At 56.8% G+C, this 14358-nt stretch carries 14 protein-coding genes; all 14 read right to left on the reverse strand.

Going from position 1 to position 14358, the window contains the following annotated elements; translation table 11 throughout:
* On the reverse strand, positions 1–406 hold a 406-nt coding region (locus KA369_08710; GenBank protein MBP7736035.1), incomplete at its 3' end, for an acyl-CoA dehydrogenase family protein.
* A 50-nt stretch (positions 407–456) separates the two neighbouring features.
* Positions 457–1608 carry an acyl-CoA dehydrogenase family protein gene (locus KA369_08715; protein MBP7736036.1) on the reverse strand — a complete coding sequence of 384 codons (1152 nt, stop codon included), beginning with the start codon at positions 1606–1608 and terminating at the stop codon, positions 457–459.
* Positions 1609–1765: 157 nt separating this feature from the next.
* On the reverse strand, positions 1766–2374 hold the full coding sequence (locus tag KA369_08720) for a TetR/AcrR family transcriptional regulator (protein MBP7736037.1): 609 nt from the start codon (positions 2372–2374) through the stop codon (positions 1766–1768).
* Between the two features lie 67 nt (positions 2375–2441).
* Positions 2442–3299 carry a hypothetical protein gene (locus KA369_08725; GenBank protein ID MBP7736038.1) on the reverse strand — a complete coding sequence of 286 codons (858 nt, stop codon included), beginning with the start codon at positions 3297–3299 and terminating at the stop codon, positions 2442–2444.
* Positions 3300–3406: 107 nt separating this feature from the next.
* Entirely contained in the window at positions 3407–3847 is a 441-nt protein-coding gene (locus KA369_08730) for a Zn-ribbon domain-containing OB-fold protein (GenBank protein MBP7736039.1), read from the reverse strand.
* Between the two features lie 137 nt (positions 3848–3984).
* Positions 3985–5142 (reverse strand): thiolase family protein, encoded by a 1158-nt coding sequence (locus KA369_08735; GenBank protein MBP7736040.1) that lies wholly within the window; start codon positions 5140–5142, stop codon positions 3985–3987.
* A gap of 10 nt (positions 5143–5152) precedes the next feature.
* Positions 5153–6298, reverse strand: a complete 1146-nt coding sequence (locus KA369_08740) for a thiolase family protein (protein ID MBP7736041.1) — start codon at positions 6296–6298, stop codon at positions 5153–5155.
* A 15-nt stretch (positions 6299–6313) separates the two neighbouring features.
* A complete protein-coding gene (locus KA369_08745; protein ID MBP7736042.1) occupies positions 6314–6781 on the reverse strand; it encodes a Zn-ribbon domain-containing OB-fold protein in 468 nt (155 codons plus the stop codon).
* A gap of 221 nt (positions 6782–7002) precedes the next feature.
* Positions 7003–7773, reverse strand: coding sequence for a 3-oxoacid CoA-transferase (locus KA369_08750; protein MBP7736043.1), 771 nt, complete (start codon positions 7771–7773; stop codon positions 7003–7005).
* Positions 7774–7784: 11 nt separating this feature from the next.
* The gene (locus KA369_08755) at positions 7785–8780 is read right to left on the reverse strand and encodes a CoA transferase subunit A (GenBank protein MBP7736044.1); all 996 of its coding nucleotides are present in this window, start codon (positions 8778–8780) and stop codon (positions 7785–7787) included.
* Positions 8781–8843: 63 nt separating this feature from the next.
* Positions 8844–10691, reverse strand: a complete 1848-nt coding sequence (locus tag KA369_08760) for a long-chain fatty acid--CoA ligase (GenBank protein MBP7736045.1) — start codon at positions 10689–10691, stop codon at positions 8844–8846.
* 121 nt (positions 10692–10812) lie between these two features.
* Positions 10813–11592, reverse strand: coding sequence for an enoyl-CoA hydratase/isomerase family protein (locus KA369_08765; GenBank protein ID MBP7736046.1), 780 nt, complete (start codon positions 11590–11592; stop codon positions 10813–10815).
* Positions 11593–11719: 127 nt separating this feature from the next.
* Positions 11720–13147, reverse strand: coding sequence for a 3-keto-5-aminohexanoate cleavage protein (locus KA369_08770; GenBank protein MBP7736047.1), 1428 nt, complete (start codon positions 13145–13147; stop codon positions 11720–11722).
* Between the two features lie 11 nt (positions 13148–13158).
* Positions 13159–14349: an SCP2 sterol-binding domain-containing protein gene (locus KA369_08775; protein MBP7736048.1), complete on the reverse strand. Its 1191-nt coding sequence runs from the start codon at positions 14347–14349 to the stop codon at positions 13159–13161.
* Positions 14350–14358 lie beyond the last annotated feature (9 nt).

The following is a 14358-nucleotide window of genomic DNA, read 5'->3' on the forward strand; positions in this document are numbered from 1 at the left end:
CCGCTTCCGGCTCGGTGAGGCCGAAGCAGCCGATGAGCTCGCCCTTGATGATGCCGGGCAGGTATTTCTTCTTCTGCGCCTCGGTGCCGAAGAGCTTCACCGGCACGCCGAAGAGGCCGCAGGAGGCCCCGCAGGAAAGGAAGGTGGAGGCGCAGGCCTTGGCCACTTCCTCGCCCGCTATGGCCTGGCTGATCAGGTCCAGGTTCGTCCCGCCGTAGGCTTCCTCGTGGCCCATGCCCAGGTAGCCCAGGTCGGCCAGTTTCTTTATATTCTCTTTTATAAGCTTATCAACTTCCGCGTGGGAGGCCTGGTCAAGGAGCTGGGCGCGGGGCTCGATCTCCTTAGAGCAGAACTTCCCGAAGTTCTCCTTTATCGATAGTTGTTCCGGTGTCATATCGTAGTTCATATTGTCATTCTCCTGTCTTGTGTATGGTTGTCCGGTTTCCGTTCCCCGAGCTAAAACATGCTCAGGATGCGGGAAATGATAAACCGTTGTACCTCAGAGGTACCGCCGCCGATCTGCGCCAGCTTGGCATCCCGCAGAAACTTCTCTATCGGGTAATCGTGGATGAAGCCGTACCCGCCGTATACCTGTACAGCTTCGCTCGCGGCCTTCAGGCCCCAGTCTCCCACGACCGCCTTCGCGATGGAAGTGTGCATGTGATTGAGGGGCTTTTTCGTGTCCTTGTCGTGGGCCACCCGGTACACCACCATCTTCGCCGCTTCCTTTATTATCTTCAGGTCGGCCAGCTTGTGCTGGATCGCCTGGAATTGGTTGATCGACTTCTCAAACTGTTTCCGCTCCTGGGAGTACTTGGTGCACTCCTCGATGGCGAACTGCATGCCGCCTATGAAGGGGGCCAGCAGGGCGCTGCGGTCCCAGGACAGGGTCTCGTGGGTGTATGCCATCCCCTTGCCGACCTCGCCGAGAAGGTTCTCTTCCGGAACCTCGCAGTTGTCCAGGAAAACTTCGGACGTGGTGGACGCACGCACTCCCATTTTATGAAAGGGCTCGCCCGTGGAAAAGCCCTTGAAGCCTTTCTCCACGATGAAGGCGGTGATGCCGTTCTGCTTCAGCTTTTTGTCCACCGTGGCGTAGACCACGCAGACTTCGCAAACCGGCGCGTTGGTGATGAAGGTCTTGGACCCGTTGAGGATCCACTTGTCGCCCTTCTTCACTGCCGAGGTCTGCAGCGATCCGGCGTCCGATCCCGCGCCCGGCTCGGTGAGGCCCATGCAGCCGATCCACTCGCCGCTGGCGAGTTTGGGTATGTATTTCTTCCTCTGGGCGTCATTCCCGTTCTTGAACAGCGTGTCCGTGCAGAGGTACGTGTGCGCGCCCAGGGCAAGCAGGTGCCCCTGGTCCACGCCGGCGTGGCCCAGGGCCTCGCCCGAAAGGCAGCAGGTCACGACATCGGCGCCGGAGCCGCCCAGTTCTTCCGGGAACGGCAGTCCGAGGAGGCCCATGCCGCCCAGCTTCGACCATATTTCTTTCGAGAACTCAGACTTAAGATCGGCCTGCTCGACGAGCGGCGCGATTTCTTTCTTGGCGAAACGATACACCGTCTCTCGAAACATCAATTGTTCTTCAGTAAATCCAAACTCCATTGCTTCCTCCTGTTAAACATGTAAAATCTTGAAAGGGTAGTCCCTCTTTCCCATAGTCTCGGCTCTATGCATTATCCCTTGCTTGCGAATCATCCAATTTTTCGGTTGATCATTCAACCAAATTGGCTTTGGGGCGAACCATTTCGGGCCCGCCGCCTTATTTCTTCTTGTATACCAAGTCATTAACCTGCTTCATGACCCTTTTTGTGATTTCCTCGAAATTGAAGGCGTTGTTGTCGATCACGTACTGGATTATCAGCCCCTGCAGGATCGATATGACGACTGCCGCGGTGAAATCAATGTCCATCTTCACGAAATATCCCTGATCGTAGCCCTCTTTCAGTATCTTGGATACTTCCTCGCGATAGCTCTTGAAAAGCTTGATGTTCGCGCGCTTCATGCGGTCGTTCTTATTGACCTGCGACCAGAAGTCGATGACGATATAGAAATAGTCCTTTTCACTCTCGACCAACCCGAAGGCCTGTTGCATGAAAATGGTGAGCTTTTCACGCGGATCATCGGTTTTGGTGATGGCCCGGTTGAGACCGACCAGCATGTTCCTGTTGATCTCCTTCAGCAGATTCAGCAGGAGGTCCTCTTTATTCTTGAAATAATAATGGACCAATCCGGTTGACAATCCCGCTTCACGGGCAATATCGCGTATCGTGAAATCGTAATAACCCTTCTGGCCCACGACCTTATAGGCGGCCCTGGTCAGCTGGTTCCGTCTCAGGTTAATTATATCGCTCTTACTCCGTTCATTCATAACTGCGCCGTATCCCCCAAAATTTTTTATATGCCCTCAAGGCCTTAGACTGTTATACAATACCTTGCTACTGCCCTTCGGTCCGCCGCTGACGTAACAACGCCCGTATCCCGGCACCATCAAGCTCATCAACGCTATCGCTCCATTCTTCGCCTGACACCCACCGGTCATGAGACTCGGCTGCGTACTCCGACAGGTACCGGTGTTCCTCATGGGGCTTTGTCCCGCCCATGAGCACCGCCGCGCCGTCAATCCGCTTCATCCTGAAAGGATCTATGATCATAAAACCGATATCATCATGCTCAAACACGCCCCTGTTTTCGTCCAGTATCCCGAGGATCATTTCGCATATGCGATCCAGAGGGTGCTGACTGAATACCTCCCGGGCGCCGCCGAGGAGCGACCGGCGCATGCAGAACCGCCATATATCGTCAAAACCATCCGACGAAACGAGGATCCTTCCGTTGGGATCATTCATCCGGTACTCCCTCACGTCGGCGATCTCCTTGCTCCTCCCCGCGAAATACATGTCGCGCGGGGTCTGGTGGCAGATGGCGCCGGTGACGCTGTCCATCACGGTCACGGCGCTGTCTCCGCCGTGCGCTATAATCAGCGAGACCCCGTCCGGGTCCTGCCGTATGGCTATGCAGCTGAATGTCGTCTTGTGCTGGAATTTCTGATCAGCATAGACCTCGGAGTTGATCATTTCCTTCCAGCCTTCAGGCGTATCCGGCACTCCTGATTTGAGCAGGCTTTCCGATAATCGATTTAAAAGATCCCGGGACGCCCAGGGGAAACGCTCCGTGGCGTCGGCAACGGCGAAGACCATATGGTCGAAATCGAAATAAAGGCAGTCGCCGTTACCATAGCCGCTTCTGATCTTCTCGGTGCCGGTGCTTATGCCGCCGCACACCGTCCCCTGCATTCTTAAAATCCTCTTTGAAGGATTTATTTCAACTTGCGGTAATTCCTCCATGAAATCAGACAACGGCCATCTCCTCGCGGCAGGCGGCGGGATGGCCGCAGCCGCAATCAATCAATAACTTTAAAATACTCGATGTCCCGGATGCTCCCCTTCGGATTCTTCGAAAAAACGGGCTCGACCCGGGCGCCGACCTTGATTTTCTTCTCATCCTCGACGCTGATGTAATGCTGGAACAGGGTATCCGCGCCGTCAAACTTAATAAATCCGTACCCGTACGGTACCGGCTTCTGATGGCCCGTTTCCGGGTCGATGAAGGCGAAGCGAAGAATGGTGAAAGTGCCGATAACGCCCTTCGGTCCCACTTCGACCCAGTCCTTCATCTCGACGAAGCACTCGCCGCATACGCCGCGAGGCGGAATGTACACCTTACCGCACTTGGGGCACTTGAGGCCCATGAAGCGCTTGTTGTCCCGTATCTCGGTGAAAAACTTGCTCCCATGCATGCCCACCGAATATTTGAAGGGCTGCACCGCGTCGCCTGATTCAATGATAATATGTTCTTTCTCAGCCATAAATTTCCTCCTCTGTATCCCCTCCCCCTTGATGGGGGAGGCCGGGTGGGGGTGTCTCATGATAACCACCCTCCCCTATCCCCTCCCATCAAGGGAGGGGGACTAGGCATCCGTCACTTCGGCTTTTTCTTGCCGTGCAGGATCATATCGGTCCACCAGCAGCCGCCGAAGCCGCTGCTGAAGGCAAAATTGACATCCGGCACCTGCCGGCCCTCGGCCTTGCCCATCACCTGCATCGCCGCCTCTGCGCAGCGGATGAGGCCGGTCGCGCCGATCGGATTCGTCGCTATGACGCCGCCCGACGGGTTGATGGGAAGCTCGCCGCCCATGTCGGTGTTGCCGTCCCAGATATACTGGGGCGCCTCGCCGGGACCGACGATGCCCATGTCCTCGATCCAGATGAGCCCGCCGAATGAATAGGGCTGATACAGTTCTATGACATCAAGCTCCTTTCGGGGCTCCTTGATGCCCGCCTTTTTAAACATTTCCTGGGAGCCTTCGCGCATGCTGGTGAGGCGCCCGTAATCGGCGTCGCCCAGGTACGAGTAGCTGTGGCGCACCGCCGTGGCCCAGATCCAGTCCGGCTTCGGGCATATCTTCTCGGCGACGTCTTCGCTCGCCATGATGACCGCGCAGGCGCCGTCGGTCCGCGGACACACGTCCAGGAGATGTATTGGGTCCGCCAGCATCGGCGAGGCCAGGACCTCCTCGAGGGTCACTTCCTTCCGGAGCTGCGCGTGGGGATTGTTCATCGCGTGCTTCCGGTCGCGCACGGATACGCGGGCGCCGTCCCGGTCTGATGCGCCGTAGCGTGCCATGTACCCCTGGGCTTCAGCCGCGAGGCCCGAAATGGCGCCTGCGAACACCAGCCGGTCCCATATGGGATCAAAAGCGGTGGTGATGGCGCCGGTGGTGTCCGACTCGGAGTTCTTCTCCCAGCCTATGACCAGGACCTTTTCGAACATGCCCGATCCTACCAGGTGGTAGCCGCCGATGGCGACGGTGCACCCGGTGGTGCCGCCGGTGGTCAGCTTTATGATCGGCTTCATGGTTCCGCCGGAGCCGTCAACACTCCAGCAGTCGACGTAGTTGACCCCCTCGAAATGGTCCATGTTGCCGATAACTATCGCGTCTATGTCCTTCATTTTGAGATTCGCGTCATTGAGCGCCCGCATGACGGCCTCGTTGATCAGCTCCTGTCCGTTCACATCGGGGCGATGGCTCTTATGGAAAGTCTGCCCGGTTCCTACAATTGCAACTCGTTTAGCCATGGTCTTCCTCCTACTTGTCCTTGTCAAGAATCCACACGCAGTGGGACTGGCCGCCGAGGCCGTTCACGCCGTGCACCAGGCCGGTCTTCGCCTTTTTGACCTGGAAGCCGCCGGCGTCTCCCCTGAGCTGCTTCACCACCGCGGCCATGCTATAGAGGCCGGCGGCGATAACGGGATGTCCTGACAGGAGCCCGCCGGACGCGTTTACCGGCAGCCTGCCGTCGATATTGTACTCTCCCTTTTCAAGGAGCTTTCCCGCGGTCGCATCATCGGCGAGGCCCATTTCCTCGAGCCACATCAGCTCCTGATAGGTGAATGCGTCATATACTTCAGCGAGATCAATCTCTTTTTTCGGGTCCTTTATGCCCGCCATCGCGTAGGCTTTCTTCGCCGCTTCGACGAGGGACTTCGCCCGGGACAGGTCCCGGTCGCCGAAGAAGAAGGTGTCGGCGCAAAAGGATACGCCCTTGATCCAGACCGGCTTCTGCTTGAACTTCGTCGCCACCGACTCGTGGGCGATGATGACCGCCGCGCACCCGTCGGATACGGGGGAGCAGTCAAGCTTGTGGAGAGGATCGGCCACCATTTCCGATTTCAGCACGTCATTCACGGTCAGCTTCATCGGAAGCTGCGCCACGGGATTCTTCTGCGCGTTGCCGTGGTTCTTCACCGAAACCATGGCCAGCTGTTCCGGCGCGGTCTTGGTGCGGTGCATATAGGATTTCGCCTGCATGGCGCAGGCCGTCACCATGTCCATGCCCAGGCCCCGCTCGTAGATGGGGTCAAAGGAGCAATTCGTAATGAGGCTCGATACGCTCTGGGAGCCCTTGGAATGCCCCGTCACCAGGGTCGTTTTGTACGACCCGGAAAGGCTCCTGGTCATGCCGTAAAACGCGCCATAGGTGCCGTCACCCTCGACGCAGGAAACGTTCTTGTGCGCCGCGCCGCTGGCGTCTCCCACGGCCATGCAGGATATGGTCCTGCCATCCCAGAAGTCGCTGGAGGTGGTCACGACGTTGTCGATATCATCGATGGTCATTCCCGCATCGGCCAGCGCCTTGTTCACCGCCTCCCACGCCATGTCGGCGAAGGTCTCGCCGACCTTGGCCTTCTCTATTTTCGTCATTCCGACGCCGATTATCGCTGCTCTATCCATATCTGCGCTCCTTCCTTATTTCACCGGTTTGAAATGCGAGATGTCGCGGATCGTTCCCTTGCGCTCGTCCGAGAACACCGCCTTCACGCGCATGCCGATAGTCACGTCCTCAGGCTTCACATCGCCGAGGTAATGCAGCATGGCGGTATCGGCCCCGTCCAGCTTTATCAGCCCCCATATGACCGGGACCTTCTTGTCGTTGGGAATGGCGGCGAACTGGCGCCGCGCCACCGTATAGGTAATGACCGTCCCCTCGTCGGACACGTTCACCCACTCGGCATTTTCCGTGAAGCAGGTCGGACACACTTTGCGGGGAGGAATGAAAACCTTATTGCATGCCTTGCATTTTGTCCCGATAATCTTTTTTTCGTCCCTCAATGAGATATAGAACTTGCTGGCCGTATCGCCGGCCCACCATGAGTAGGGGACATTGATCTTGCTGTTGTACACCATCGGCTCAATGCCTTTGAATTGATCGGACATGATTGCTCTCCTTGTATGTTTTACCATCACCGCCCTCCGGGCACGCCGAACGCTTTTTGGACGTCCTGTCCGCGTTCGGCATTGAAACATCCTGTTTGGCACCTCTCCCATGAAGATTGGAACAAAGGAGAGGGTTTCTTCATCACCTGCCCGGCTCCCTCCCCTCTCCTTTTTATCAATTCTTAATGGGAGAGGGGCCGGGGGTGAGGGTAAAGAATCTTCTATCTTCCTATTATATACCGGTGCGGATCGACCTCTTCACGGAGAATGCGTAATTCTTCCGGCTTGGGAGGATCGGTATCGGTCAGCTTTTCGGCCCACTTCAACTCGAACCCGCAGTTGTCCTGTATGTCTTTCCGGCTGTAACCCGGGTTGACGTTGAGCACCTTCATCCACTTGGTCTCCTCGTCGAAGCCCATGATAGCCATGTTGGTGATGATCCGGTAGGGGCCGGTCCCTTTGGGAAGTCCCGCATCGTACCGGGAGGTTCCGCCATGGAGATAGCCGGGCGACGTGATGAAGTTGATCTTGTCAGTGAAGCGCTTCGCGTCCTGGGGCGTCATCATCATGGTCCGCCAGCAGAGGGAAGCCAGGTCATTGGCGCCGCCCGATCCCGGGAAACGAACTTTCGGCTTCGCGTGATCGTCGCCGATCATGGTGGAGTTGATGTTTCCGTACATGTCGATCTGGGCCCCGCCAAGGAAGGTATAGTCCACCATTCCGCGCTGGCAGGTCTCCATGACGTCAGGCATGGAGCTGGCCAGGATCGCCCTGTGGAAGGTCCGCGAGTCCCCTACCGAAATCGGCATCGAGGGCAGTATCGGCGCTATGCCGCCCGCCTCGAACATGATGCAGAGGTTGGGCGAATAGGTCTTTTGCGCCAGCATGGCCGCCGCGCAGGGTGCGCCGGTACCCACGACGACGGTCGCGCCGTCCTCGAGGTTACGCGCCGCAACACATATCATTAATTCCATTGGATTATAATCTGCCATGGTAATTCTCCTTATATCTTGTCAGTCAGATGCTCGATGGCGCGCAGCTTGACCATCTTCTCGATGCCGCCGTTCAATTCCAGGTACTCGTTGAAGTTCTTCGTATCGAGAACCTGCTTCTTGAAGAACTTCTTGAATTCCTCGGGGTCCTTCTCGATGTTCAGCCATTCTTTCAGATATGCCTCGTCCGAGAAATACTCGTAGGGCATGTTGCCGGGATAGCTGCCATAGGGGACCTCCACGACGGCGTCAACGCACCAGAAGGGAATGAAGGTCGCGTGGGGCTGGCGCCTGATCTCTTCATTGGGGATGATCCTTTCCGTCGTGAGCACGACCCGCTTGGCCGCCTTGGCCAGGTCCTGGTCGGACACCGAGGAGCCGAATACGTGGGCATTTCCATATACGTCGCACTCATGGACGTGGATGGCGGCAAAGTCCGGATAGAGCGCAGGGTGAGCCACGTACTTCTGCCCGGTGAAGGGGCACAGGATCTCCTTGTCCGCGCTGTACTTGAATGTGTCGGTCCCCATGATGTTGCGCGCGGGGATGAACGACAGGCCCATGGCCGCGGCCTTGATCCGCCAGGAAAGCGTCGCGTTGGTCCATTCAGTGAGTTTGATCTTGCCGCTTTCGACCGCGCGGCGCGAGCTGGGGGAAAGGCCCCGCGCTTCGAGACCTATGATATAAGCTATATCCAGCCGGTCAATGCAATCGCCCGCGACCAGTATCTGCATGTCATGGGTCGCCGTATGGCCCGCAAAGGCCAGGTTTTTCTTTCCCTGCCGGCATATCTCATGCAGGATAGCCGTGGGGATCCTGTTCGCGCCAAACCCGCCTATGGTCAGATAATCGCCGTCTTTCAATAGTCTCTTAACCGCATCTTCCGCGGTGGTGACCTTGTTGACCATGGCGCGGGATTTGTGCCTGAAGAACTCCCGAGCCTTGTCGGCATCAGGATCGGAAAACAGTTGGTTTTGGCCCTGTTTCAGTTCAACTGCCTTGTTCATATTGTATCTCCTTAATCCTCCCGGATTTATATTGCCGTAACGTGTAACGCTACCGCTGTTTCCTTAGTTAGATTTTTGCGCGTACAATTCGTCGACCGCTTCCTTGCCGTACATGTCCGCGATGAGGTCCTTGTACTTCTCCTGCACGACCTTCCGCTTGACCTTGAGCGACGGTGTCAGCTCGCCGCCTTCCTGGGAAAAATCCGTCTTCACGATCCGGTACTGCTTGATCGATTCGTACTTGGCCAGGTGGGTGTTGCGCTCGTCGACGTGCTTCTGGATCATATCGAGCACCTTCTGGTTGTCCAGCAGTTCGGCCGGCTTGTCGTAGGATATGCCTTCCTGCTTGGCGAACCGCTCAACCTCTTCCAGGTTGATATTGCACAGGCCGGAGAGGTATTTCTTCTTCTCGCCGATGACGATGAACTGGGTGAAGAGAGGATCGGACTTGAAGAGGCCCTCGATCTTCTGCGGCGCGACGTTCTTCCCGCCGGAGGTGATGATGAGGTCCTTCTTGCGGTCCGTGATGAGAAGGTTACCCTCTTCGTCGAACATCCCGATGTCACCCGACATGAAATAACCGTCCGGCGTGAAGGCTTCCGCCGTCTCCTCAGGCAATTTCCAGTAACCCTTGATGACGTTGCCGCCCTTGAGCAGTATCTCGCCGTCGTCGGCGATCTTCATATCCTGGCCGGGCATCGGTTTGCCCGCGGTTCCGATCTTGTAATCGGCCAGGGACTGCATGGTGGCGGGAGCCGTGGTTTCCGTCATGCCGTATCCCGATATGACGGTGATACCGGCGGCGTTGAAGAACCGTATGATCTCCTCGGCCGTGGGGGCGCCCGATGCCGTCATCCAGGAGACGCGACCGCCCAGCTTTTCCTGGAGCTTCTTGAAGATGATCGCGTAGGCGATCTTGTATTTCAGCTTGAGCGTAATGGGTATGCTCTTGTGCTTTTCGCGGTATTCGCTGATGCGGTTGCCCACCTTCTGGCCCCACCTGAACACTTTCTGCTTGAAGGCCGACTGTTCCTGCACCTGTGCCATGATCTTCTGGTACACCTTTTCGCATACGCGGGGCACCGCGAGGATCATGGTGGGGCGCTTCTCCGCGAAGTCGTCGAGGAGCGTATCGATGCTTTCCGCGTAGGATGTCCAGATGCCGCAGTACATGGCGTAGAAGTGGCCGGCTATCCGCTGGAACACGTGCGACAGCGGCAGAAACGCGACAAGGACATCCTTGTCGGAGGCGAAATGCGGCTCGATCTTATCGAGGGACTGGACGATCCAGAAAATATTGCCGTGTGAAATCATGGCGCCCTTGGGCAGTCCCGTTGTCCCGGAAGTATAGACCAGGGTCGCGAGATCGTCCGGCGTGACTTCCTGTGCGAGCTTTTCGAAAAGGGCCGGGTCCTCGGCGTGCTTCTTTCTACCGAGTTCCAGGAGTTCGTTGAAGGTCATGATCTTGGGATGCGATTTATCAGCGTCCTTCTCTTCCATGACGACTATCTTCTCGAGTGCCGGGCACTTTTTCTCTATTTCCAGGACCTTCTTGAGCTGGCTCTTGTTTTCCGCGATAATTACTTTAGATTCGGAGTTGTTGAGTATATATTCTATCTCTTCCGAAACAAGGGTCTGGTAGACCGGGATCACGACCGCGCCGATACCCAGGGTGCCCAGGTCGGCGTATAGCCACTCCAGCCGGTTATCAGCCAGCAACGCCACCATCTGCCCCTTCCTTATGCCGAGAGAATACAGGCCGAGCCCCGCCGCGCGGGCCCGTTCGTAGTACTCGTTCCACGACGCGCCTTCCCATACGCCGCGAAGTTTTTTCTCAACCGCAAGCCTATCACCATATTTCTTGACCCGATTGCGAAACACATCATTAATAGTCTTTTCTGTCATATCCATCACAAGCCCCCTATGTTATAGTACAATCGTTGTTTCCAAACTGTTCAGGTCATTATGCGCGCCGGTCAGCAAGCCGCATGAATCTCATAACACCCAACGAGCGGCGTTGACGCCTGCTCCATTATTTTCCTTTAAAAACGGGCTTTCTCTTTTCCAAAAATGCCGCGATACCCTCCTTCTTATCCTCAGTCTCGGCCAATTTGCCGAAGAGACTGCTTTCAAGCTTGAGTCCTTCTTCGAGGGGAAGATCCACTCCCTTCGTGACAGCCTCGATGATGGCCCCCATGACCACCCCTCCCTTGAAGGATAGATCTTTCGCGAACTTCATCGCCTCTTCTAAAAGATTCGCGTGGGGAATGACCCGGTTCACCAGGCCGATCCTGTCGCATTCAGCCGCGGGGAGGAACTTGCCGGAGAGCATGATCTCCATGGCCCGCGCCTTGCCCAGTACGCGCGCCGCGCGCTGCGTCCCGCCGAAGCCCGGCATGACGCCCAGCATGACTTCCGGAAGGCCCATCTGGGCCTGGTCGCTGATGAACCGGATATGGCACGCCAGGGCAAGCTCGGTGCCGCCGCCCAGGCAGAGACCGTTGATGGCGGCGATCATCGGTTTCGGTGAAAATTCTATAAGATTCATTATTTCATGGGCCCGGCCGGTGAGCGTCTCACCCGCCTCCCTGGTATTGACATTCTGCACCTTGTTGATATCCGCGCCGACGACGAAGGTACCGCCTTCGCCGGTTATCACCACGACCTTGACCGGATCATCAACCTGAATCTTGTGGAGGCAGAATTCCAGCTCCAGCATGGTCTGCTCGTCCAGGGCGTTCATCGGCGGGTTATTGATCTTCAAAAGAGCCACGCCCCGTTCATTGACTTCATAACTGCATTTCGCACTCATTGACACACCTCATAATAGTACATGTGCCTCACATCCTCCCCCTTGATGGGGGAGGACCGAGGTGGGGGTGGGTTTCTTATTTACACCCTCCCCCTGCCCCTCCCATCAAGGGAGGGGTGCAGCAAGATTACTTCTTCTTCAATCCCATCATCGCGCGTGCTTCGGCCGGCGTCGCTATCGGTCTGCCAATGCACTCGCACATCCTTGCTGCCACTTCAACAAGCTCGTAGCTGCCCTTGGCCAGCTCGCCGTTGGGCATCCGGATGTTATCCTCGAGGCCGACCCTCATATTGCCGCCCAGGAGGCAGGACTGCATGATGGCCGGGAACTCGTCCGTTCCGACGCCACAGGTGGTGAAGGTGGCCTTCGGCGGCAGGGCGTTCATGAGGGCTATGAAGGAATCGGCCCTGAAGGACTGCCCGCCGGCGACGCCCCAGACGAAGTTGAAGTTCATCGGGTCGCTGAAGATGCCCTGCTTGGCGATAAGCATCGTGTTGTCGAGGCCGCCCATGTCGTACACTTCTATCTCCGGCTTTACGCCGTTCTCTTCCATGGCCTTGCCGAAATCCTGCAGCATGGTGAAGGTGTTCTCGAACACGAAGTCGATGAAGATCTTGCCGGTCTTCCGGTCGATGATACTGAAGTTCATCGTGTTGGTGTTCAGGGAGGCCATTTCCGGCTTGATCGCCACGATCTGGCTGATCCGCTGCTCCGGGGTCTTGCCCATGCCGACGGCGGAGCTCAGGTTCACGATGAGATCCGGGCACTTGTCCTTGATCGCGTCGTGGGTCGCCTTGATCCGGCCATGATCATGGGTTGCCATGCCGTTTTCCTCGCGGGCGTGGACGTGCACCATGGCCGCCCCGGCCTTGTAACACTTGTAGGCTTCTTCCGCGAACTCGGCCGGCGTGTACGGCACGTTCGGGTTCTGGTTCTTCATGGTTGCGGCGCCGGTGAGTGCCGCCGTGAGAATTGCTGGTTTTGACATATCTGGTTTTCCCCCTCTTTTAGTTACTTGAGTATCGGGTTCGTCATCGGGAACCCACTGTTTCCGCGCCGCATTGCGCTCATGAACCGACAGAGTCTCAACGGCGGGCTTGAAATGATCTATGTCGAGGATCGTGCTCGTGGTTTCTTTCGCGAACACGGCCTCCACTTTCATCCCTATTTTCACGTCCTCGATTTTGCATTCCTCGAGAATGTGCATGAAGGGCGTCGTTGCGCCTTCCAGGTGTATGAGGGCCAGGACAAAGGGCGCCTTCCGCGGATGGTGTTTGTCGTCATAGCGCACCACCGTGAAATTCGTCACCGAACCCTTGTTGCCCACCTCGACCCAGTTCTCGCGGATATCGGTGAAGTCCTTGTCGCATACCTGCCGCGGGGGAAGGTATACGGTGTTGCAGGTAGGGCATTTTACTCCCATGATCTTCTTCTGGTCCCGAATGGTCGTGATGAACTTGCTGCCGACCCGGCCTGCGAAGTAGGTGTAAGGAAGCGCCATCTTACCTTCAACAAGAAAGCTATCTTCAAATCCTTTCATTGGCTTGGTTGTCATATCCCTGCTCCTTATTCATCTATTTCGAAATATTTGATGTCCCAGATGTCGCCGATCCGGTTTTCCTCCCAGACGGGGCGGACCCGGGTTCCCTTCTTATCGTCCCAGCCCATCTGTATCTTTTCTATCTGGTCCCTCCGGATGAAATGCGGCAGGGTCTCGTTCCCCTTGCAGCCGTCCAGGAGGATGTTGATCGATCCATACGGGGTCTCCCGTGCGACGCCGGTAAGCGGGTCGGGCATTGCGTAGTAAACGATGTCCATGTAGCGGACCTCTCCCTTGGGACCGACTTCCACGTATTCATTGACGCGGATACGACACTCAGCGCACACTTCCCGGGGCGGCAGCTGCAGACGGCCGCACTTGGGGCATTTGTTGGCGATGATCTTCTTGTCTTTCAGCCCCTTGAGGAATTTGCCCATGACGGGACCGGTAGCGAACTTCTGGTTGACCGATATGGTCCTCTTGATCGCCAGGAGCTCCTGCTCGGGAGCGGCGCCCCCCGCGGGGTCCTTATATTTATCAAAAAGGACCGGCCATTTCGTGGCCATCATGTTGATATCGCCCTTGGCCCCGGCCTTGCCGGATGCCATCAGGCTCTGGGCGTCGATTTTTCCCAGGATGAAGTCGACATAGTCCTTGGCGTCGTTGAACTCCAGGGTAACCGTCGGTTTCCCTTCTATGGTCTCCGTGATCGAGCACTTTTTATCCTTTACAAATACGGTCCACTTGCCGCCGTCCGGTCCGCCCAGGTCAAAGGCGAAGGAGGCGTCGACACCATCGGAGGCGTCGGCTTTAAAGCGCGGCACCATTGTCGCGAACATATCCGCGAGATACTCCTTTGTCGTCATCGCCTTCGGCCCTATGACGAACTTGCGGAAGAGCTTGCCGGTCTTGCCGAAGGCGCCCATGTCGCCGTCGACCTTGACCTTGCCGCCCATGAAGGCGTTGGCCGCGTCCACCTTGCCGGTGTTGACGCCCACGAAAGTCTCACCGTCGGCCTTCATGGTCGCCACGGCGCCGGACAGGTTATCGGTCTTCTCGATGGTCATCGCACCGTTCTTGACCGTCAGCTTCCACTTACCCTCGTCCTTGATGTCGTAGCCGAAGACGGCGTCGACATCCTTGGCGCCTTCGGGACGGAAGCGTTCCTTCATTGAGTTGAATATATCTTCTACTTTTACTCCCCAGTATTCTGCCATAATTCTCCT

Source organism: Spirochaetota bacterium, from assembly GCA_017999915.1.
In the GTDB taxonomy this organism is placed as follows: Bacteria; Spirochaetota; UBA4802; order UBA4802; family UBA5550; genus RBG-16-49-21.